We start from the raw sequence: 18,600 nt of genomic DNA, 5'->3' as shown, positions 1-18,600 counted from the left end.
TGGTTGCGCTTCACGTCGGCATCGCCAGGAGGATCGAGGCCGGGGCGTTGGTGCGGTTGACCAGCGCGCGCGCCTCGCCGGGCGCCAGCCGGCAGCTGTCGAGCACGCCAAGCGTCACCGCGCCGTCCACGGTCTCGACCGTCACCTCGCCGGCAACGACGATGTAGATCTTCTCCACCGCCGCGTCCTTGAGCGACGTGCGCCCGCCCGGCAGCAGATGCGACAGACCGATCCAGATCGTGTCGGTCGTCGTCGCCTCCTTGCCCTGCAGGCGCAGACAGCGCATGTCGTAGTGCTCCGGCGCCTCGTAGGGCTTGGCCTCGCTGTAGCGGGTGACCTGCATGGCGGCTTCTCCTTACGGCTTGAGCAACACGCGCTCGGGGGTGCCGCGCAGCACCGAGGCATAGGCCTTGGCGGCATCGCCCAGACCGTAGCAGCAGGCCGGGTTGATCGGGAACGGCTTGAGCAGGCCTCCCTCGAACTTCAGCTTCAGCTTGTCGAAGATCCGCGCACCATCGATCGAAGACAAGGCCAGCGTGTCGACGCCGATGTATTTGTGGCGGCCGCGGAAGAAGTTGAAGATGTCGAAGGGCACGGCGCGATCGAAGGTCGAAATGAAGATCTGCCGCGCCTGCTTGGCCATCGCCTTGTTGGCGATCTCGAAATAGGGGCTGCCGACGGTGTTGAAGACGATGTCGGCGCCGTGGCCGCCGGTCATGTCGCGGACGATCGCCGCGACGTCGTCGACCGCGCTGTTCAGCATCGTGACCGGGCCGTTGGTGTGTCCCATCAGCGGCTGGTCGTTGTATTCGACGGCAAAGACCGTGGCGCCGGCCAGGGTGGCAAGCTGGATCGCGGCCTGGCCGACCTTGCCATTGGCGCCACAGACCAGGACCACGTCGGTCGGCTGGGCGCCGCCGGCCTCGCGCAGGCCTTCATAGGCGGTGATGAACGGGACACCGACCGAGCCGGCCTCCTCCATGGAGAAGTTCTTCGGCTTGGCGCGCACCGCCTTCTGGTCGAGCACCATCCACTTGCCGTGGCTGCCGTCCTGGCTGATGCCGAGTTCGCCGCCGCCGCCCCAGATTTCCATGCCGATCATCTGGGGGGGGCCTTCGCGGACGATGCCGCCGAAGTCGCGGCCCGGCGTGCGCGGCCAGATGGCATGCGGCATGTGGCCGAGCGATGCCTTGACGTCGCTCGGGTTGACGCCCGCCGCCACGATCTCGACCAGCACCTGGCCGGGACCGGGGCGCGGAGCACCCACTTCGGCCACGTCGATCAGGAGATTGTCGAGGTCGGGCGATTTCTGCGACACCCTGAGGGCGTTGCCGGACTTGGCGCTTGCTTGAATGTTCATCTTCTCAATCTCCTTGACTCAAGCTGCGCCGCTCAGGCGGCAAGCCCCAGCATTTCCCTGGCTTCCGACGGGCTGGCGATCTGCCCGCCGAGTTTTTCGATAAGGTCGCGGGCGCGCTCCACCAGTTCGCCGTTGTCCCTGGCGAGCACACCCTTGGCGATGTACGAATTGTCCTCCAGGCCGACGCGGACATGGCCGCCGAGCAGATAGGCCTGGACCGCCATCGGAAACGACATCCGACCGACACCGAAGCCGGTCCAGACCGCGTCGCGCGGCAGCATCCGCGCGGCGGTGGCCATGACGTCGGTCGTCGACGGGAAGCCGTATTTGACGCCGGTGACGATGGTGAACATGGCCGGCGACTTCAGCACGCCCGCCTTGATCAGGTCCTGTGCCAGCACGATGTGGCCGGTGTCGAAGACCTCGAGCTCCGGCTTGGAGCCGGCCTCGTTGATGATGTCGGCCATGATCTTGACGTTGGCAGGCGTGTTGATCACCACCTCATTGCCGAAGGTCATGGTGTTGAGGTCGAGCGTGGCGATGTCGGGCTTCAGCGCAACGATATGCTCGACGCGCTTTTCCGGCCGGATCAGCGTCGTGCGCGGCCCGGCCACCGCCGGGTTCTCGTCGCTCGGATGGTAGCGCCCGCCGGGTCCGGTGGTGACGTTGAGGATCAGCGCGTTGTTCTTCGCCCGGATCCGCTCGACCACCTCGCGATAGTGCTTCAGCTCCATCGACGGCTTCGCCGTCTCGGGGTCGCGGACATGGATATGGGCGATGGCCGCGCCGGCATCCGCCGCATCGAGGCAGGCATTGGCGATCTCCTCCGGGGTCACCGGCAGGCCGGGATGGTTTTCCCGGGTGGTCAAATTGCCGGTCACGGCACAGGTGATGATGACTTTCGGCTGCATTACAGGTGCCTTCCCCCGTCGACGACAATGCGGCTGCCAGTCGAGAATTTCAGATGCGTTGCGCAGGCGGCGATCGCCTCGGCGACGTCGACCGGGCTGGTGATCCGCTTAAGCGGCGTGGTTGCGGCGACCTTGTCGGTGAATTCCTTGCCGCGGCCGGGAACGAACTGCGTGTCGACCGCGCCGGGCGACACCGCCATCACCCGGATCGCCGGCGCCAGCGCACGACCGAGCGAGTTGGTCATGATGTCGACACCGGCCTTGGCGCCGCAATAGGCGACGTTGGAACCGATGCCTGTGAAGGCTGCGATCGACGAGACGTTGACGATCAGCCCGTCGCCGCTCGCCTTGAGCGCCGGCGCGAAAGCCCGGATCGTGGCGAACACGCCGCGCCAGTTGTTGATGAAGATGCGGTCGATCAGCTCGTCGGTCAGCGCGTCGAGATCGCCATGCGCCACCGGCTCGGTGATGCCTGCCGTGTTGACCAGGATGTCGGCCCGTCCGAACCTGTCCGCGACCGCGTCCCTGAACGCCTCGATCGTGGCCGTGTCCTCGATCGAAACCGGCAGCGCGAGGTGGCCCTCGCCGGCCAGACCTGTGGCGATCTGCTCGGCCTTGTCCTTGCCTGAGCGATAGCCGACGACGACGATGGCGCCGGCATCGGCCAGCATCCGGCAGGTTTCACGGCCAATGCCGCCCGAGCCGCCGACGACGACCGCGACCTTGCCTTCAAGCGGACGATGGGAATTCTGCGCAGTCATCGCTCAGCTCTTCTTTCCCGAGATCGGCGGGACGGGGAAAGTCGGCGTGCCGGCCACCAGCTTGAAATTGTACACGCAGGTGTAGAAGGGCAGCGTCGCTCCGGGATAATCGGGATGCGGCTCCGTGTGCATGACGAAGTCGCCGACGATCTGCTGCTTGGCGCCGAACACCACGTCGGCGGCGAGCGCCTCCGGAGAGTCGGAGAATATCTGCGTGATCAGTGTCTTGTGCTTCGGTGCCGAGACGATGAAGTGGATGTGCGCCGGCCGCATCGGCGTGCGCTTCTGGGCACGCAGCAGGACACCCACCGGGCCATCGGTCGGGACGGGGTAGCCTGCCGGCTTCACCGACTGGAAATGGAACCTGCCGTCGGCGCCGCTGGTGAACTTGCCGCGCAGGTTGCAATCCTCCTGGGTCTCGTCCTGGTTCTCGTAGAGGCCGACCGGCGAAGCCTGCCAGACATCCAGCGAGGCGCCCGCCACCGGCTCGCCGTCGGGGCCGACGACCTTGCCGGAGAAGAACAGCGAAGAGCCGGGAGTGTCCGAGCGCGCGATGCAATCGCCGTTCGCGCAGACCGGAGCACCGCCACGGTAGAACGGCCCGAGCAGCGCCGACATCGTCTCGCCCTGCATGCCGTCATTGTTGATCAGGTCGATCAGCGTCGAGGCACCCAGCACGTCGGCCGCAAGCACGACCTCGTTGTGGAACTCGTTGGTGCGCTGGCCGATCTCGACGATCCAGCGCAGTGCATACTCGAACTCCTCTTCCGTCGGGCGTGTTTCGAGCACGAACTGGTGCAGATGGTTTACCGCCGCCGTCATGATCTGCTTGAGGCGGAGATTGTCGGTGTCGTCCATCGCCGCCAGCACGGTCGGCGTGACGTCGGCTTCCTTGGTGATGAGCTTCGGCTCGATCCTGGTGTGGTCCATTTCAGTCTCCAATGCGTTCGAAGTCAGGCTTCGACAGGTTCCGCCCGCTTCGCGCCGGCCTGCAGATGCGGGTATTTTTCGGTCAGCAACGAGCCGTGGTAGTAGGTCCTGGCGAAGGCTCCGGTTGCCCGGATGTTGTCCAGCCAGCGGCCGATTTCGGGGGCCTGATCCCACATATTGCCGAGATTGATGTCGTCCATCCTGACGATGACCGGCATGATCGAGATGTCGGCGAGCGTCAGGTCCTTGCCCATCAGCCAGGGGCCGCCACTGGCTTCGAGCCATGCCGCCATGCGGTCGATGCCGCGCTGCAAGCGACCGAGCGCCTCGTCCATGTCGGCCTTGGGGAAGCCTGTCCGGCCCATCTTCATCAGGAATTCGCGGCGCAGGGGCTTGCTGTCGCAAAGCGCCTGGAACTCCTCCTCGGTCATCGCCTGGTAGTGCGGCAGGAAGGCGAGGTTGTACGACGGCACCCGGATCGCCGGCGTCGGCACCTCGTCGATGAAGCGCATCATTGCCCGCATCTCCGCCACCTTCAGCGGGTCGCGCGGCCTCAGCGGCGCGACGTCACCGAGGATGTCTTCGAGATATTCGACGATGACGGCGGAGTCGGTGACCGGAGCGCCGTCGTGCAGCAGCGTCGGCACCACACCGTTGGGGTTGATCGCGAGGTACTCGGGCCTGAGTTGGTCGCCCTTGAACAGGTCGAGCTTGTGTTCCTCGAAGGTCTTGCCCTTGGCGTGAAGGACATAGCGGACACGCTGGCTGCAGGTGGACTGCGGCGCATTGTGAAGCACGAATTCCGACATGTCTTTCTCCTCTCGCAGATTGCACGAGCTGCATTCGCAGGCTTTGTGGCTCAGTTGCTTCCAGCTAGTCCCAGTTGAGGATGCGCGGGAGCTTGCCGTTCCTGGCGAGCGTGCCCACCAGCCCGAGCGGGAAGAACATCAGGCCGAGCGCCATCACCAAACCGGTGCCCAGGATGTTGATTTCGGATGCACCCATGGTGGCGACGAAGAGCTCGTTGAGCGCGACGATCAGGATCGCCCCGATGACCGGGCCGGCGATCGTGCCCTTGCCACCGAGGATGCACATCAGCACCATGTTGGCCGAGATCAGGATGAGCAGGAAAATGTTGGGCCGGAGATAGGTCAGGTATTCGCCCCACACCGCACCCGCCATGCCGACGAAGAATGCCGACAGGGCGAAGGCGACGACCTTGTAGAAGCGCGTGTCGATGCCGGCACTTTCGGCCTTGATCTCGTCCTTGGAGATGGCGCGCAGGCCAAGCCCGAACTTCGAGTGCTTGATCTTGTAGGTCGCCCACACGGTGAACGCCGCGATCGCCACCATCGCATAATAATACGGGACCTTGGACCACTGCACCGACAGGTCGTTGGGCGGAAGGGTCAGGCCGTTGGCGCCGCCGATGAAGTGCCAGTTGTCGAACAGGATGCGGGCGATCATCAGCAGAGCGATCGAGGAGATGATGAAGCTCGGGCCGCGCACCTTGAGCGTGACCATGCCGACGAGATAGCCAAGAGCGGCAGCGACAAGCCCGGCGAGCGGTGCAGTGATCAGCGTCGAGATGCCATAGCGCGCCAGGATCATGCCGGAGAAATAACCGCCGACGCCGAAGAACACGGCGTGGCCGAGCGAGACGTAACCGGCGAAGCCGCCGAGGATGTTCCATCCCGAAGCCATGGCGACATAGGAGGCTGTGAACAGTACCAGGTGCAGTACATAGTTGTAGTTGCCGTAGAACTGCAGCAACGGCAGGGCAGCGAGGACGGCCAGAACCGCGACCGGGAACCACGTCGCCCGGGTCTGGTCGGCCTTGAGCGCCAGTTTTTCGTTGTGGGCGCGGCGCGCCTCGATCACAGCGCTGGCGCTGGTGTCCTGGAGGGTGACGGCCATCATGCCAACTCCGGTTTTTCGCCGAACAGCCCCTGGGGCCGGACCAGCAGAATGATGAAAAGGGCGAGGAAGAAGGTCAGCGTCGACCAGGTCGCCCCGATCCAGGTGCCGACGAACGCGGCGACCACGGAGAGGAACAGCGCCCCCACCACTGTGCCGAGGATGCTGCCCATGCCGCCGAGCACCACCACCGACATCAGCATGGCGATCCACTCCCAGTGCTTGGCCGGGAAGAAGCTAAAGACGAAGCTGACCAGCGATCCGGCGGCACCCGCAAGGCCGATGCCGATGGCGAAGGCAAGGATGCTGATGAACTGGACGTTGACACCGAGCAGTTCCGCCGCCTCGCGGTTCTGGGTGGTGGCACGGATGGCGTAGCCGAGCCGCGAGTATTTGAGGAACAAGGACAGCGCGGCGATGATCGTAAGAGACACGACGCCGGCATAGAACTGCCCCTTGGGGATGAAGACGTCGCCGATGAAGAACGCCGCGGTGGCGTAGTCGGGCGAGGTCACCCGCTGGGTGTTGGTGAACAGGCCGCCGAGCAGGCCTTCCACCATCATCGCCAACGCGAAGGTGAGCAGCACCGTCATTTCCGAATATTTGGCGCTCTTGGCCTCGCGCTGGAACACCAGCCGGTAGAGCACCACGCCGATGGCGGCCATGATGACGGCGGCGACCGGCAGCATGACGATCGGATCGACGCCGAGCGCCTTGAAGGCCAGGTAGGTGATGTAGGCGCCGCCGATGATCAGCGAGGGATGGGCAAGATTGACGATGCGCATCACGCCGAAGACGAGCGACAGGCCCGAGCCCATCAGGGCAATGACGCCGCCAAGCGCCAGGCCCAAAATCAGTATCTGCAAAATCTCTGCCATGGTGTTCCCCGTCAGGCGGCCTTCTTGCCGCCGAGGTAAAGTTCCTGGATGCGCGGATCGGCCAGCACCGTTGCTGCCGGTCCTTCGAACAGCGTCCGGCCAAGGTCGAGCACGACGCCCCAATCGGCGTTCTTCAGCCCCATCAGGGCGTTCTGCTCGACCAGCAATACGGTGACGCCCTCCGCCGACATCATCTTCATGATGTCGAACATTTCCTGGACGATCTTCGGCGCCAGGCCGAGCGAGGGCTCGTCGAGCATGACGATGTCGGGCTTGATGATCAGGGTGCGGGCCATGGCCAGCGTCTGCTGCTGGCCGCCGGACATGGTGCCGGCATGCTGCTCGGCGCGCTCGCGCAGGATCGGGAAGCGTTCGAGGATGCCGTCGATGCGGCGTTCGAGCTCCTTCTTGTCGTCGAGGATGAAGCCGCCCATGCGCAGGTTCTCGCGCACCGTCATCTTCGGAAACAGCGCGCGTTCCTGCGGCACGAAGCAGATGCCCTTGCGCAGGATCTGGTCGGGGCGCAGACCGTTCAGCCGCTCGCCCTTGAACACGACGTCACCCTTGCGGATCGACAGCATGCCGCAGATCGCCTTGAGCAGCGTCGACTTGCCGGCGCCGTTCGGGCCGATGATGCAGTGGACCTTGCCTGGCTCGACAGTCAGGTGGGCGCCGTCGAGGATGGCAGGGCCGTCGCCGTAGCCGGCGGTGATGTTGGTGACTTCCAGTAGCTTGGTCATCTCATGCCGCCTCGTCTTCGAGCACGCCGCCAAGATAGGCGTCGAGCACATGCGGGTCCTTGCGGACGACGTCGGGGGTGCCGGCGCAGATGACCTTGCCATGCGCCATGACCACGACCTTGTGCGAAAGCCGCATGATCAGTTCCATGTTGTGTTCGACGATCAGCACCGTCAGGCCCTTGTCGTTGAGGGCGCGGATATGGCCGACGATCTCTTCCATCAGCGACGGGTTGACGCCGCCGGCCGGTTCGTCGAGCAGGATGATCTTGGGGTCCGACATCAGCAGTGCGGCCAGATCCATCAGCTTCTTCTGGCCGTAGGACAGGTTGTGGCCGTCCTCGTGGGCGATGCGGGTGATGCCGAGGAAATCGAGGATCGACATCGCCTTGTCCTTTTCTTCCGACGTCATCGCCGGGCGGAAAAGGCCGCGCAGGCCGTCGACCTTGGACTGCACGATGACGTTTTCGATCACCGTCATGTCGCCGAGGTTGCGCGAAATCTGGAAGGTCCTGCTCAGGCCCTTGGCCGTGACCTTGTGCGGCCGCAAATGGTCGATGCGCTCACCGTCGAGCCAGACCTCGCCGGAGGACGGCGCCGCCGTCCGGCTGATGCAGTTGAAGGCGGTGGTCTTTCCGGCGCCGTTCGGTCCGATCAGGGCGGTGATCGACCCTCTTTCGACCGTGAACGTGGCTCCGTCGACGGCCTTGATGCCGCCGAAATGCTTGCAAAGATTCTTGACTTCGAGCATCCGCCCGATCTCCCATTCCGAGTTGCGCCGGAGCACCGGCGGTGGGCCGAATTGCGCCGGAGCACCGGCGGCGGGCCAGACTACGCCGGCAGCCGCCGGCGGTGGGAAGACGCCCAGGTGGGGCGTCCTCCCTGCCAGTCTTGTCAGAACCCGTTCTTGGGGTAGCTGAACGGCGACACGCCTTCGAACTCGCCCGTCGGGTAGACGAACTTCAGCTCGCCGCCCTGCCACTGCGTCATGATGTGGGACTTCTCGACCGGCAGGCCGACCTCGTCCCAGGAGAAGCGGCCGAGCACGGTGCGGACCGGGTTGTCCTTGGTGCGCGCGTGCAGCCATTCGCCCATCTTGGCGTTGTCGGTGGTGCCGGCGCCGATCATTGCCTGCTCGATGCCCTGGCAGACAGCGAACGGAATGGCGCTGTCCTCGTCCGGCTCGACGCCGTATTCAGCGGTGAAGGCCTTGACGAAGTCGGCATTGTTGAACGGCTTGCCGGCCAGCGTGCTCTCGAACGGCACGTCCTTGTGCCAGGTGGTGTGGATCAGCACGCCGTCGGCGGCCTCCTTGCCCACGCCCTCGATGAACTCGGTCTGCGCACCCTGGCTGAGGTAGACCAACTTGGGCGTGGCGCCGACCGTCTTCAGGCTGCGCGTCAACTGCACCGCCTCTTCCGCCGAGGCGGTCAGGCCGATGATCATCTCGGCGCCGGAGCGCTTGATCGAGTTGGCGAGGTTCAGCCAGTCGTTGAAGCCTTCCTCGGGCCATTTCTCCTTCATCACCACTTCGATGCCGACATCGGCGAGGTAGCCCGGTGCGAGATCGGCGATCTCCTTGTCGGTCGCCGGGTCCTTCACCTTCTGTCCGAGCAGGCCGGCCTCGATGGCATTGGCAAAGAAGTCGTCAGCGGAAACGACGGCAACCGTCTTCGGCGCCTGGCCCTCGGCGATGAGCTGCTTGATCACCGCGGCCACGTCCTTGCCGGTATATTCGGCGGCATTGACCTGGAAGTAGAACAGGTTCTTGTAGCCCTGCTCATAGATACGCAGCGCGCCGCCCGAAGGGATGGCGTGCACCATGTTGTATTTCGACAGGATGCTGGCGACCGGGAAGGTCAGGCGGCTCGAAAACGTGCCGTAGACCGCCTCGACCTTGTCAACGTTGATGAAGCGCTCGTACTGGTTAATCGCGGTTGCCGTGTCAGAACGGTTGTCGCTGACGACCAGCTCGACCTGGCGGCCGAGAATGCCCCCGGCCTCATTGATCAGCTTGGTGCAGAGCTCGTAGCCCCGCTTGTGCTTCTCGCCGCTGACCGACAATCCGCCGGTGATCGGCAGCGAGGCGCCTATCCTCAGATTTTCGGCATGAGCCGCGCTTGCCATCAGCGCCGCTGCGGCTGCCGCAGCGAGCAATGTATTCAATCTCATACGCTTTCCTCCCGTTAGCGATCGACTGTATGCGTAACCAGGCGTCTACCTATCGAGACACGCTGGCTGGATTCCGAACCCCGACAGATCTCGTCCTGCGGCTTTGCCTGCTCCCTCTTGCGCAACTGTTGGGGTATCCGCTTCGCCATCCTCCCAGACGACAAAGCATTCCGCCTCGATGCACAAGCTCCTCCGTGCAATCGATTGCGAGGATGGAGTACCACGGCCCCGCAAGACGGTCAAGGAATTTTCGCAAACGATTGCGTGACACATGCCGGGTCTGTTAATTTGCACAAATCAGGGGTTGTCAGCATGCGGCAGAAGCGGATCACACTTAAGGACATTGCGCGCGAGACGGGGGTCCACGTATCGACCGTGTCCCGCGCCCTGGACCCGGTCGAGCGCAAGTCGATCACCGAGGAAGTCGCAAGCCGCATCCAGGCTGCGGCGGACGCGCTGGGATATCGGCCGAACCGCATCGCCGCCGGCCTGCGCACCAATCGCACGATGACGGTCGGAGTGATGATCCCCGACATCACCAACGTCATCTTTCCGCCGATCCTGCGCGGCATCGAAAGCGTGCTGGAACCGCTCGGCTATGCATCGATCATCGTCAACACTGACAGCGAACGGGACCGCGAAAGCCGCCTCGTCGACGTTCTGCGCGACCGTGGCGTCGACGGCATCATCCACGCCGCCGTGCTGAGAAGCGACCCCACCATCGCGCGGGCCGCGTCCGAGGGCCTTCCGGTGGTGACGCTCAACCGCATGGTCGAAAATTCCCAGATCCCCTACATCATCAACGACGAGGACGCCGGCATCTGCGAGATGCTGGGCCACCTCCGCGACCTCGGACATCGCGACATCGCGCACGTCGCGGGTCCGCAGGACCTGTCGACCGGCCAGCTCCGCCTCGCCGCCTTCCGCAATGCCGCAAAAAGGCTGTCGGTCGAATTCCGACCCGAGCTTGTCGTCACCGCCAGGCGCTTCGACGAAAAGGACGGGGCGCGCTGTGTCCAGGACCTGCTGGCCTCGGGCAGGAAATTCACCGCGATCCTGTGCGCCAATGACCGTCTCGCCCTTGGTGCCATCGACGAGTTGCGCGAGCGAGGCATCGACTGCCCGCGCCAGGTGTCGGTCACCGGCTTCAACGACATGCCCTTCCTGGAGCTGATCCGGCCAAGGCTGACGACCGTTCGGATCCAGTCGCATGTCGCCGGATGCACCGCGGCGACCGTGCTGCTGCAGCTGATGAACGGCGAGAGTGCCGAAAACGTGCCGATGGAGACGATCCTGCCCGTCGAGATCATCGTCCGCGAAAGCACTGCCCAGGCAGCGCACTGACCCGAGGCCGCTATCGGCCTGCCTGGGTCTTCGTGCGCTCGGCAAACTCGGCAAAGCCGCGGACGAAATCGTGCAACTGCTGGCGCACGCCGTCGTCGACGATGGCGCCGGCCTGGTCAAAGACGCTGTGGGCGCGGGCGACGAGCATGCGGCCGCCGAACCACGGTTCGGTTCCGAGCGTGCGCAGGACCGGAAGCCAGGCATTCTGGCTGAGCACCGTGCCGAAACCACCTGCCGATGCGCCGAGCACGGCAACGGGCTTGCCGCCGAAGACGCGCTTGATGTCGCTCGCCGGACGGCTCATCCAGTCGACGGCGTTCTTGAACACGCCGGGGATCGAGTTGTTGTATTCGGGAGTGAACAACATCAGGCCGTCCGCGCCGGCGACAAGCTCCTTGAGTTGCGCAACCGTGTCGGGAATGCCGTCGGTCGCCTCGACGTCGGCGTCGTAGAGCGGAATGCCCCGGATCGAGGCGGGGTGGAGCTCGACGCCTTGCGGCGTCATCGCAACCGCCGCCCGCAACAGGGCGGAGTTGTAGGAGCCGTGCCTGAGGCTGCCCGAGATTCCCAGAAGCTTCGTCATGTCATTCACTCCACACCGTCATCGATTGCCGGGAGGTTGTCGCCTCCCGGCAGGTGACGCTCAAACAAGCGGTTTCAGCTTGGCTTCGATCGAGGCCCGCTTCGGCTCGAGGAGGGGCGGCAGGGCCAGCCGTTCGCCCAGCGTTTCCAGCGGCTCGTCGGCGGTGAAGCCCGGACCGTCGGTGGCGATCTCGAACAGGATGCCGTTCGGCTCGCGGAAATAGAGCGAGCGGAAATAGTAGCGCTCGACCTCGCCACTCGACGGCAGGCGCACGCTGGCCAGCCGCTCGGTCCATTCATGCATCGAGTCCAGGTCCGGCGTGCGGAAGGCGACGTGGTGTACCGCGCCCGCGCCCTGCCGGGCCGGCTGGAGCTTGGGCTCCACCGCGACATGCAGCTCGGCCGCCGGACCGCCCTCGCCCATGGCAAAGACGTGGACATGCCCGTTGCCGTCGGCGGAGGCATGGTCGCGCACCTGGCGCATGTTCATGACCTTGGTCAGCACCAGCTCGGTGGGCGCAAGGTCGGGAACGCTGAGCGCAATCGGGCCAAGCCCCCTGATCTGGTGTTCTGCCGGAACCGGGCTCTTTGCCCACGGATGGGCATCGCCCTTGCCGCCATCGTCGATGAGGCGGAAGCGCTGGCCTTCGGGATCCTCGAAATCAATGGCGCGATGGCCGGCGATTTCGGCGATCTCGCTGGCCGCCACGCCCGACTGCTTCAGATGCTCCTGCCACCAGCCCAGGCTCTTTTCGCTCGAAACCCGCAAGCCCGTGCGGGCGACGCTGTGCGTGCCACGCCTTTCGCGGCCGACCGGCCAGTCGAAGAAGGTCAGGTCGGTGCCCGGCGTCGCTTCGCCGTCGGCATAAAACAGGTGGTAGGCGCTGGTGTCGTCCTGGTTGACCGTCTTCTTGACCAGCCGCAGGCCGAGCGTGTTGGTGTAGAAGCGCAGGTTCGCCGGCGCGTCCGCGGTGATCGCGGTCAGATGGTGGATGCCCGTCAGTTGCAAAGTCATTGGTGCCTCCTGCATGTGTTCTGTGATTGCAGCAGTCATATCGTCGTTCTTGCATCGCCCTATAAGAGCGCATTCCGGGACGCAGTGTTCTCAAAATCGGACCTGGCGGGGCAAATGCCCCGCCAGATCTGTCGTCCTTATTTCTGCGAGTCGAGCTGCTCGTGATCCTTCTCGACCTGCTGCGCCTTGAGGTAGCTCTCGATCAACAGCTGGTAGGGAGGGAAGATCTTGGTGTAGACTTCGGCCCATTCCTGGGCGTCTTCGCGGTGCCAGGTCTTCTGCAGCTCCGAGGCAACTGCCGCGGTATCCATCGGCACGACGCCGGCCTGGACGACGCGAGCAAGGGTGATCTCCTGCGCCATCTTCGAATAGGTGCCGGAAGCGTCGATCACGGCGAAGACCTTGTAGCCGTCATAGGCGGCGCTGATCGACGGGAAGGCCATGCAAACGCTGGTGATGGTGCCGGCGATGATCAGCGTGTTGCGACCGGTCGCCTTGACCGCGGCGACGAAGTCGGGATTGTCCCAGGCATTGATCTCGCCCTTGCGGGCCACGTACTTGGCATGCGGTGCGTTCTGATGGATCTCCGGGATCAGCGGGCCGTTCGGGCCCTGCGGCACCGAGGCGGTGGTGATGACGGGGATGTTGGAGAGCGTCGCCATCTTGGCGAGCGCGGCAGCATGGTTGCGCAGCGTCGTCATCGGCATGTCGGCGACGGTCTGGAACAGGCCGCTCTGGTGGTCGATCAGCAGCAGCACGGCGTCGTTGGGGTCGATGACCGGGCGCTGGCCGTTGAAGTTCGCGATGTTGTTGTTCGTGCTCATTGTCGTCTCCTGGGGGTGATGAGCCATGTTCGTTGGGGGTAGTGGCTCGTTGCTGCTGTTCGGCTCGCGCTCTCGTACGGGCCGTGCTTGCAAGGGGCCGGCCGGAGCCGGGCCCTTGATCTCATCCGGTCAGCTTTCGATCCGACCGAAGCCGCCGCGCCGGAAATCGGCGAAGGCCTGCTGGAGTTCTTCCTGGGTGTTCATAACGAACGGTCCTTGCCAGGCGACAGGCTCGTCGATCGGCTCGCCGCTCAGAAGAAGCACGCTGGCGTCGCTCGACGCAGCGATGGTGAACTCGCCGCCGCTGCGGTCGAGCAGGACGAACTGGGCATCGTGCACCAGTTCTGTGCCGTTGACGACGATGTTGCCGCGCAGCACGACCAGGCCGGCTGCATGGCCCTCCGGCAGTTCCAGTGACGTCTCGCCACCGGACTTGAGCTGGAGATCCCACATGTTGATCGGCGTGAAGGTGCGGGCCGGTCCAGACTTGCCCTGGAAGTCGCCGGCGATGACGCGCAGCGTGCCGGCCTTGTCGTCAAGCTTGACTGCGGGAATGTCGGCATCGAGCAACGTCTGGTAGCCGGGGGTCGCGTTCTTGTCCCTGGCCGGCAGGTTGACCCAGAGCTGGATCATCTCGAGCACGCCACCTTGTTGGGTGAACGCCTTCGAATGAAACTCCTCGTGCAGGATGCCCTTTGCAGCCGTCATCCACTGGACGTCGCCGGGACCGATCAGGCCGCCTGCACCGGTCGAGTCACGATGTTCGACCTCGCCCTGGTAGACGATGGTGACGGTCTCGAAACCGCGATGCGGATGGACGCCGACGCCGCGCGGCCTGTCGGTCGGCGCAAAGTCGGCCGGGCCGGCATAGTCGAGATGCAGGAAAGGGCTGACATGCTGTCCGAGCGTCGTCTGGGAAAAGACCGAGCGAACCGGAAAGCCATCGCCGACCCAATGCGGCGACGAGGCGCTGTAGACCCCTAGTATCTTTCTCATCATCTTTCTCCTTGCGAACCCTCGACGGGTTGTGTTGCAAAGAGAATATGCGCAGGACACAAAACGCAGTAGACACCAGAATTCGGTCACACTGTCCTACAGACGAGACAATCGACGGCCATGCATGACCTGAATGATCTTTATTTTTTCGTCCAGGTCGTCGACCAGAACGGCTTCGCCGCCGCGGCGCGCAAGCTCGGCATGCCGCGATCGAGGCTCAGCCGGCGCATCGGCCTGCTCGAGGAACGCCTGGGCATCCGCCTGATCCAGCGCTCGACCCGGCGCTTCGCCGTCACCGAGATCGGCATGGAATACTATCGCCACTGTGTCGCCATGCTGATCGAGGCCGAGGCGGCGCAGGAGGTCATCGAGCGGACCCGCTCCGAGCCGCAAGGCATCGTGCGGGTGGCCTGCCCCTCCTCCGTCGTCTACTTCCAGGTCAGCGAGATGATCGCCGGCTTCATGGCCGAGTGCCCGAAGGTCGAGGTCCATCTCGAGAGCACCAACCGGCGCGTCGACGTGATCCGCGAGGGGTTCGACCTGTCGATCCGCGTGCGCTTTCCCCCGCTGGAGGAAAGCGACCTCGTCATGAAGGTGCTGGCAGACAGCCCGCAACGGCTGGTCGCCAGCCCCGCATTGCTCGCGCAATGCCCCGGCGGCGTGGTTCCCGCCGATCTCAGCACGTTTCCAAGTCTCGCCTGGGGTCCGGTGCATGGCGACTATGAATGGCGACTCGACGGCCCCAGCGGCGCAACGGCACGCATCCCGCACGTCCCGCGCTTCGTCACCGAGGACATGGTGACGCTGCGCCACGCGGCACTGCGCGGTGTCGGGGTGGTTCAGCTGCCGACCATGGTCGTCAGGGCGGACCTTGCCGCCGGAACGCTTGTCGACGTCCTGCCGGACTGGGCACCCAAGACCGGCATCATCCACGCAGTGTTCCCGTCACGCCGCGGCCTGCTGCCGTCCGTGCGCGCGCTGCTGGACTATCTGGCGGTCGAATATGCAGCGCTTGGCCGCGCCGAAGGCGAGCAAAACTAGCCCCGGTCACCGCTTCAAAAGCGGTTCCAGGCCTGCTTGCGCGCCGGGGAATGGGGCGGCGAACCGCCCCCGAAACGCCTATTCGAACACGATGGTCGGCGTGGCGGCAGCAGCGGCGCCCTGCTCCTGCTGGAGCCGCTCCCAGACCTTGGTGGCGATGTCGCGATAGGTTTTCGCCTCGACGCTGTCGGGCCGGGCCACCGTGACCGGCGTGCCGGCATCGGAGCTTTCGCGGATGCCCATTTCCAGCGGCACTTCGCCGAGGAAGGTGACGCCGAGGCGCTCGGCTTCCTTCTTCGCGCCGCCATGGCCGAAGATGTCGTAGCGTTTGCCGGTGTCGGGAGCGATGAAATAACTCATGTTCTCGACGATGCCGAGCAGCGGCACGTCGACCTTCTTGAACATGTTCAAGCCCTTGCGAGCGTCGATCAGGGCCAGATCCTGCGGCGTGGAGACGATGACCGCGCCGGCCAGCGGAACCTGCTGGGCCATGGTCAGCTGGGCATCGCCGGTGCCGGGGGGCATGTCGACCACCAGCACGTCGAGCGGACCCCATTCGACCTCGCGCAGCATCTGGGTCAGCGCCGACATGACCATCGGGCCGCGCCAGATCATCGGCGTCTCCTCATCGACGAGGAAGCCCATCGACATGACCTTGAGGCCGAAATTCTGCATCGGCTTCAGAATCTTGCCGTCGACCGTTTCCGGCCGACCATGGATGCCGAGAAGCTTGGGCATCGACGGGCCGTAGATGTCGGCGTCGAGCACGCCGACCTTGAGGCCGTTGGCGGCGAGGCCGAGCGCGATGTTGACCGCCGTCGTCGACTTGCCGACGCCACCCTTGCCGGAGGCAACCGCGATGATCGCGGCGATGCCGGGCACGCCACGCTTGCCTTGCGACTGCGAGGCGGGCGCGTGTGGGGCGGGACGGGCCGCGGGCGCTGCCGCCGGACGCGGCGCCGGCTTCGACGGCACCGGCGCTTCCATGCCGCCGCCCTTCTTCTCGGCGGTCAGGGCGACGACAGCGCCGTTGACGCCGGGAATGGCCTTGACGACGCGTTCTGCGGCGGCGCGCAGCGGCTCCATTTCCTGGGCCCGCGCGGCCGGCACGGTGATCGAGAAGAACACCTTCCCGTCAGCGATGAAGATGTCGGACACCAATCCGAGATCGACGATGTTGCCTGAGAAATCCGGGCCGTTGACCGTCTTGAGACGCTCCACAACGGTTTCTTTGGTGACTGTCATGTGACGAACCTGTCTGCTTCCCTGTTGGGTTTCAGATAATGCAGTTTGGCGAAAGAACCAAGCTACCCGAAATGGCAGCGGGCGGCGCAGGTTGGCACAGAGGCAAAGTGCCCCATGTGTCCAGGGCAGGATTTTTTTCGCCGATGTGTCGGCATCGACCAGCCCGGTGCGTCCTTGGTGAAGAAACCCCAGCCAGGGAGCCGTTCGATGAAATTCGTCAACCACCCGTTCTCCAACGGCAACTGCCGCGAGGCCTTCGGGTTCTATGCCAAGGTTTTCGACGGCGAGATCGTCGGCAATGCTGACGCATCGCGAAATGCCTTGGATGATCAGCCGCGGCAATGCAGGCGCATAGGCGGCGCAAACGCAATTTCACGAGGAAAACATGACCTATCCAGCCATTGAAACGCCCGCAAGTTCGAACGCGGCACTGTGGACCGGCCGCGTGTTGAGCGGCGCGCTGATCACCTTCCTGGTGTTTGACGCGGCAATCAAGCTCGTGCCGCTTCAGGTGGTGATCGAGACCACCGCGGCACTCGGCTTTCCGCCTGAACTTGCCCGGACCCTCGGCGCGCTGACGCTCATCTGCACGGCCCTGTATGCCTGGCCGCGGACGGCGATCCTCGGTGCGATCCTGCTGACCGGCTATCTCGGCGGCGCCATCGCCATCCATCTGCGCATCGGCAACCCGCTGTTTTCGCACACTTTGTTCGGCGTCTATCTCGGGCTGATGGCCTGGGGCGGGCTCTACCTGCGGGATCAGCGCCTGCAGGCGCTGATCCCGTTCCGCCGCTGATCCTGCCATTCCAAGGAGACGACAATGCAGTTCCTCGCCATCATCCTCGGCCTGGCCGTGCTCGCGATCATCGCCATCCTGGCGATCGCCACCACCAAGCCTGCCACTTTCACCATCCGGCGAACGACCTATGTGGATGCAGCACCGGAGGCGATCTTTCCGCTGATCAACGACTTTCGCAGATGGCGCGACTGGTCGCCTTATGAAGACAGGGACGCCGACCTCAAGCGCACGCTGAGCGGCGCCGAAGCAGGCGAAGGCGCGGTCTACGAATGGAGCGGCAACAAGAATGTCGGCACCGGCCGGATGGAGATCACCGATGTGGCGGAGCCGCACAAGATCGTCATCAAGCTCGACTTCATGAAGCCGTTCGAGGCGCACAATGTGGCGCGCTTCACGATGGAGCCACAGGGCGCAAGGACGCGGCTGGGCTGGGAAATGACCGGCCCGTCGCCCTTCATGTCCAAGGTGATGCAGGTGTTCATGAACTTCGACAAGATGGTCGGCGCGGACTTCGAAATGGGCCTCGCCCGGCTCAAGGCGATCGCCGAACAAGAGCGTCTTGCCGCCACGTGACGTCACCGATCAGGCGCCACGAGACCTGTCGCCCCGCCGGGACGGCGCTATTTCATCAGAATGCGGGGGCAACACCAGAAGGAGACTGACATGCTTGGTCAAGTCAACGCCGTTGCCAATCTGGCCGTCAAGGACCTCGGACGCGCCAAGACCTTCTACGAGCGCACGCTCGGCCTCAGGGAAGTCGACCACATGGGCGAGGACGTGTCGGTGCTGAAGAGCGGCGACACCGTGATCAACGTCTATCGGTCGGACTTTGCCGGAACCAACAAGGCGACGGCGGTAAGCTGGGCCGTCGGCGACAAGATCGACAGGCTGGTCGACGAGTTGAAGTCGAAAGGCGTCACATTCGAGCACTACGACATGCCCGATACCCGCCTCGAAGGCGACGTGCATGTCTTCGGCGACATCAGGGTTGCCTGGTTCAAGGATCCCGACGGGAACATACTGAACCTCATCAACCAGTGATTTTCGCAGCAAGTGCAATGTGATGGCTGGCCTAATCGATCGGCGCC

The 18,600-nt window shown here is 64.5% G+C and carries 22 protein-coding genes; 6 read left to right on the top strand and 16 right to left on the bottom strand.

Translation table 11 applies throughout. The features are described 5' to 3' along the window. Nucleotides 1-10: 10 nt before the first annotated feature. The 11 genes from GGR00_RS10145 to GGR00_RS10095 all read right to left on the bottom strand — a co-directional run bounded on the left by GGR00_RS10145 (nt 11) and on the right by GGR00_RS10095 (nt 9,666). A complete protein-coding gene (locus GGR00_RS10145; protein ID WP_055980367.1) occupies nt 11-343 on the bottom strand; it encodes a cupin domain-containing protein in 333 nt (110 codons plus the stop codon). A gap of 12 nt (nt 344-355) precedes the next feature. Beyond that, complete coding sequence (locus GGR00_RS10140) at nt 356-1,360, bottom strand: quinone oxidoreductase family protein (protein WP_055980370.1); 1,005 nt, start codon at nt 1,358-1,360, stop codon at nt 356-358. 32 nt (nt 1,361-1,392) lie between these two features. Next, the gene (locus GGR00_RS10135) at nt 1,393-2,271 is read right to left on the bottom strand and encodes a beta-keto acid cleavage family enzyme (RefSeq protein WP_055980373.1); all 879 of its coding nucleotides are present in this window, start codon (nt 2,269-2,271) and stop codon (nt 1,393-1,395) included. After that, nucleotides 2,271-3,032, bottom strand: coding sequence for an SDR family NAD(P)-dependent oxidoreductase (locus tag GGR00_RS10130; protein ID WP_055980378.1), 762 nt, complete (start codon nt 3,030-3,032; stop codon nt 2,271-2,273). The genes GGR00_RS10135 and GGR00_RS10130 overlap by 1 nt, the downstream gene beginning before the upstream one ends. A gap of 3 nt (nt 3,033-3,035) precedes the next feature. After that, nucleotides 3,036-3,962 (bottom strand): dioxygenase family protein, encoded by a 927-nt coding sequence (locus GGR00_RS10125; protein ID WP_055980380.1) that lies wholly within the window; start codon nt 3,960-3,962, stop codon nt 3,036-3,038. A gap of 23 nt (nt 3,963-3,985) precedes the next feature. Further along, the gene (locus tag GGR00_RS10120; RefSeq protein ID WP_184699365.1) at nt 3,986-4,771 is read right to left on the bottom strand and encodes a glutathione S-transferase family protein; all 786 of its coding nucleotides are present in this window, start codon (nt 4,769-4,771) and stop codon (nt 3,986-3,988) included. A gap of 64 nt (nt 4,772-4,835) precedes the next feature. Next, nucleotides 4,836-5,882: a branched-chain amino acid ABC transporter permease gene (locus GGR00_RS10115; RefSeq protein ID WP_184699364.1), complete on the bottom strand. Its 1,047-nt coding sequence runs from the start codon at nt 5,880-5,882 to the stop codon at nt 4,836-4,838. Continuing rightward, the gene (locus GGR00_RS10110; RefSeq protein WP_055980390.1) at nt 5,879-6,757 is read right to left on the bottom strand and encodes a branched-chain amino acid ABC transporter permease; all 879 of its coding nucleotides are present in this window, start codon (nt 6,755-6,757) and stop codon (nt 5,879-5,881) included. Before GGR00_RS10110 ends, GGR00_RS10115 begins: the two co-directional genes overlap by 4 nt. Nucleotides 6,758-6,768: 11 nt before the next feature. Next, on the bottom strand, nt 6,769-7,497 hold the full coding sequence (locus tag GGR00_RS10105; RefSeq protein ID WP_055980393.1) for an ABC transporter ATP-binding protein: 729 nt from the start codon (nt 7,495-7,497) through the stop codon (nt 6,769-6,771). Between the two features lies 1 nt (nt 7,498). Further along, on the bottom strand, nt 7,499-8,245 hold the full coding sequence (locus GGR00_RS10100) for an ABC transporter ATP-binding protein (RefSeq protein ID WP_055980977.1): 747 nt from the start codon (nt 8,243-8,245) through the stop codon (nt 7,499-7,501). Nucleotides 8,246-8,388: 143 nt separating this feature from the next. After that, nucleotides 8,389-9,666, bottom strand: a complete 1,278-nt coding sequence (locus tag GGR00_RS10095; RefSeq protein WP_184699363.1) for an amino acid ABC transporter substrate-binding protein — start codon at nt 9,664-9,666, stop codon at nt 8,389-8,391. A gap of 312 nt (nt 9,667-9,978) precedes the next feature. On the opposite strand from GGR00_RS10095, the gene GGR00_RS10090 reads away from it, so the two are divergent. Continuing rightward, nucleotides 9,979-11,010: a LacI family DNA-binding transcriptional regulator gene (locus tag GGR00_RS10090; protein WP_184699362.1), complete on the top strand. Its 1,032-nt coding sequence runs from the start codon at nt 9,979-9,981 to the stop codon at nt 11,008-11,010. 10 nt (nt 11,011-11,020) lie between these two features. Here GGR00_RS10090 and GGR00_RS10085 read toward each other — a convergent pair whose 3' ends face one another. From GGR00_RS10085 to GGR00_RS10070, 4 genes are all read right to left on the bottom strand, one after another. Next, complete coding sequence (locus GGR00_RS10085) at nt 11,021-11,593, bottom strand: NADPH-dependent FMN reductase (RefSeq protein WP_184699361.1); 573 nt, start codon at nt 11,591-11,593, stop codon at nt 11,021-11,023. Between the two features lie 60 nt (nt 11,594-11,653). Continuing rightward, nucleotides 11,654-12,607: a ring-cleaving dioxygenase gene (locus GGR00_RS10080; RefSeq protein WP_184699360.1), complete on the bottom strand. Its 954-nt coding sequence runs from the start codon at nt 12,605-12,607 to the stop codon at nt 11,654-11,656. 137 nt (nt 12,608-12,744) lie between these two features. Beyond that, nucleotides 12,745-13,431 (bottom strand): hydrolase, encoded by a 687-nt coding sequence (locus GGR00_RS10075; RefSeq protein WP_055980408.1) that lies wholly within the window; start codon nt 13,429-13,431, stop codon nt 12,745-12,747. A 129-nt stretch (nt 13,432-13,560) separates the two neighbouring features. Beyond that, a complete protein-coding gene (locus GGR00_RS10070; RefSeq protein WP_055980978.1) occupies nt 13,561-14,427 on the bottom strand; it encodes a pirin family protein in 867 nt (288 codons plus the stop codon). Between the two features lie 120 nt (nt 14,428-14,547). On the opposite strand from GGR00_RS10070, the gene GGR00_RS10065 reads away from it, so the two are divergent. Further along, nucleotides 14,548-15,468 carry a LysR family transcriptional regulator gene (locus GGR00_RS10065; RefSeq protein ID WP_055980411.1) on the top strand — a complete coding sequence of 307 codons (921 nt, stop codon included), beginning with the start codon at nt 14,548-14,550 and terminating at the stop codon, nt 15,466-15,468. A gap of 78 nt (nt 15,469-15,546) precedes the next feature. On the opposite strand, the gene GGR00_RS10060 is transcribed toward GGR00_RS10065, so the two are convergent. After that, a complete protein-coding gene (locus GGR00_RS10060) occupies nt 15,547-16,713 on the bottom strand; it encodes an Mrp/NBP35 family ATP-binding protein (protein ID WP_055980413.1) in 1,167 nt (388 codons plus the stop codon). A gap of 207 nt (nt 16,714-16,920) precedes the next feature. Between GGR00_RS10060 and GGR00_RS10055 the strand changes: the two genes are divergently transcribed. The 4 genes from GGR00_RS10055 (at nt 16,921) to GGR00_RS10040 (ending at nt 18,553) form a co-directional block, all read left to right on the top strand. Beyond that, nucleotides 16,921-17,118 carry a hypothetical protein gene (locus GGR00_RS10055; RefSeq protein WP_156381352.1) on the top strand — a complete coding sequence of 66 codons (198 nt, stop codon included), beginning with the start codon at nt 16,921-16,923 and terminating at the stop codon, nt 17,116-17,118. After that, the gene (locus GGR00_RS10050; protein WP_055980416.1) at nt 17,099-17,509 is read left to right on the top strand and encodes a DoxX family protein; all 411 of its coding nucleotides are present in this window, start codon (nt 17,099-17,101) and stop codon (nt 17,507-17,509) included. The genes GGR00_RS10055 and GGR00_RS10050 overlap by 20 nt, the downstream gene beginning before the upstream one ends. Before the next feature lie 24 nt (nt 17,510-17,533). Continuing rightward, on the top strand, nt 17,534-18,085 hold the full coding sequence (locus tag GGR00_RS10045; protein WP_055980420.1) for an SRPBCC family protein: 552 nt from the start codon (nt 17,534-17,536) through the stop codon (nt 18,083-18,085). Nucleotides 18,086-18,175: 90 nt separating this feature from the next. Continuing rightward, the gene (locus GGR00_RS10040) at nt 18,176-18,553 is read left to right on the top strand and encodes a VOC family protein (RefSeq protein WP_055980424.1); all 378 of its coding nucleotides are present in this window, start codon (nt 18,176-18,178) and stop codon (nt 18,551-18,553) included. The last annotated feature ends 47 nt before the right edge of the window (nt 18,554-18,600 follow it).

This window comes from Aminobacter aganoensis (assembly GCF_014206975.1).
Classification (GTDB): domain Bacteria; phylum Pseudomonadota; class Alphaproteobacteria; order Rhizobiales; family Rhizobiaceae; genus Aminobacter; species Aminobacter aganoensis.
This window is presented reverse-complemented; position numbering and strand designations above follow the sequence as displayed.

Bases quoted from the DNA above. Each gene is read 5' to 3' on its own strand.
- GGR00_RS10145 (WP_055980367.1), bottom strand. From the start codon at position 343: ATGCAGGTCACCCGCTACAGCGAGGCCAAGCCCTACGAGGCGCCGGAG.
- GGR00_RS10140 (WP_055980370.1), bottom strand. From the start codon at position 1,360: ATGAACATTCAAGCAAGCGCCAAGTCCGGCAACGCCCTCAGGGTGTCG.
- GGR00_RS10135 (WP_055980373.1), bottom strand. From the start codon at position 2,271: ATGCAGCCGAAAGTCATCATCACCTGTGCCGTGACCGGCAATTTGACC.
- GGR00_RS10130 (WP_055980378.1), bottom strand. From the start codon at position 3,032: ATGACTGCGCAGAATTCCCATCGTCCGCTTGAAGGCAAGGTCGCGGTC.
- GGR00_RS10125 (WP_055980380.1), bottom strand. From the start codon at position 3,962: ATGGACCACACCAGGATCGAGCCGAAGCTCATCACCAAGGAAGCCGAC.
- GGR00_RS10120 (WP_184699365.1), bottom strand. From the start codon at position 4,771: ATGTCGGAATTCGTGCTTCACAATGCGCCGCAGTCCACCTGCAGCCAG.
- GGR00_RS10115 (WP_184699364.1), bottom strand. From the start codon at position 5,882: ATGATGGCCGTCACCCTCCAGGACACCAGCGCCAGCGCTGTGATCGAG.
- GGR00_RS10110 (WP_055980390.1), bottom strand. From the start codon at position 6,757: ATGGCAGAGATTTTGCAGATACTGATTTTGGGCCTGGCGCTTGGCGGC.
- GGR00_RS10105 (WP_055980393.1), bottom strand. From the start codon at position 7,497: ATGACCAAGCTACTGGAAGTCACCAACATCACCGCCGGCTACGGCGAC.
- GGR00_RS10100 (WP_055980977.1), bottom strand. From the start codon at position 8,245: ATGCTCGAAGTCAAGAATCTTTGCAAGCATTTCGGCGGCATCAAGGCC.
- GGR00_RS10095 (WP_184699363.1), bottom strand. From the start codon at position 9,666: ATGAGATTGAATACATTGCTCGCTGCGGCAGCCGCAGCGGCGCTGATG.
- GGR00_RS10090 (WP_184699362.1), top strand. From the start codon at position 9,979: ATGCGGCAGAAGCGGATCACACTTAAGGACATTGCGCGCGAGACGGGG.
- GGR00_RS10085 (WP_184699361.1), bottom strand. From the start codon at position 11,593: ATGACGAAGCTTCTGGGAATCTCGGGCAGCCTCAGGCACGGCTCCTAC.
- GGR00_RS10080 (WP_184699360.1), bottom strand. From the start codon at position 12,607: ATGACTTTGCAACTGACGGGCATCCACCATCTGACCGCGATCACCGCG.
- GGR00_RS10075 (WP_055980408.1), bottom strand. From the start codon at position 13,431: ATGAGCACGAACAACAACATCGCGAACTTCAACGGCCAGCGCCCGGTC.
- GGR00_RS10070 (WP_055980978.1), bottom strand. From the start codon at position 14,427: ATGAGAAAGATACTAGGGGTCTACAGCGCCTCGTCGCCGCATTGGGTC.
- GGR00_RS10065 (WP_055980411.1), top strand. From the start codon at position 14,548: ATGCATGACCTGAATGATCTTTATTTTTTCGTCCAGGTCGTCGACCAG.
- GGR00_RS10060 (WP_055980413.1), bottom strand. From the start codon at position 16,713: ATGACAGTCACCAAAGAAACCGTTGTGGAGCGTCTCAAGACGGTCAAC.
- GGR00_RS10055 (WP_156381352.1), top strand. From the start codon at position 16,921: ATGAAATTCGTCAACCACCCGTTCTCCAACGGCAACTGCCGCGAGGCC.
- GGR00_RS10050 (WP_055980416.1), top strand. From the start codon at position 17,099: ATGACCTATCCAGCCATTGAAACGCCCGCAAGTTCGAACGCGGCACTG.
- GGR00_RS10045 (WP_055980420.1), top strand. From the start codon at position 17,534: ATGCAGTTCCTCGCCATCATCCTCGGCCTGGCCGTGCTCGCGATCATC.
- GGR00_RS10040 (WP_055980424.1), top strand. From the start codon at position 18,176: ATGCTTGGTCAAGTCAACGCCGTTGCCAATCTGGCCGTCAAGGACCTC.